1 pseudogene is annotated in these 549 nt (G+C 45.4%); it reads right to left on the bottom strand.

The window, feature by feature from the left end:
• Nucleotides 1–425, bottom strand: a pseudogene (locus tag ACTHUR_RS17255) (hypothetical protein); the annotation flags it as partial.
• Nucleotides 426–549: the final 124 nt, after the last annotated feature.

The raw sequence follows: 549 nt of genomic DNA, 5'->3' as shown, positions 1-549 counted from the left end.
ATACGGTTGTTGCGCTGATCAACCGCTTGGTCGGCAAGGTAGCGGCTGAAGTAGTCATCTTTACCTTCACGCAATTCCATATCCGTCAGACGCGCATTACCTGCTTTTTCTGCAATAATGCTGTCGAATTTGGAAGCAATCGCCGCCTGCCACAATGCTTGGCGTACGGCATTGACTTGTGTTCCCCTGCTGTCGCCGTTTGCTTTGTCATCCAAACCTGAACGCTCGGCAAAGCGTGTGGCATTGCTGGTCATATTGATTAAACCTTCGTCTTCCATGCCGATAACTTGGGCGGCTACGGGATGGTTAAGCGCGAATTGAGCCATTTTACTGCGACGGCTTTGATCTTCCTGATACGATTGACAGCCGGACAATACCAGCATGCCGAGAACGGCGCATTGAATGTGTTTTTTAATATGTTTCATGATGTAACTATCGATATTATTGTGTGAGTTCAACTTCTTTGTTTAACATAGAAACGCCCGTAAGCGCAAATTAATTTCCATACGGACAAATCGGCGCATAAATGGCTATTTTATAATAAAAATA

The organism is Neisseria sp. P0021.S007, assembly GCF_051956855.1.
Note: the sequence above shows the minus strand (reverse complement) of the source record. Positions and strands in the feature narration are given on the sequence as shown.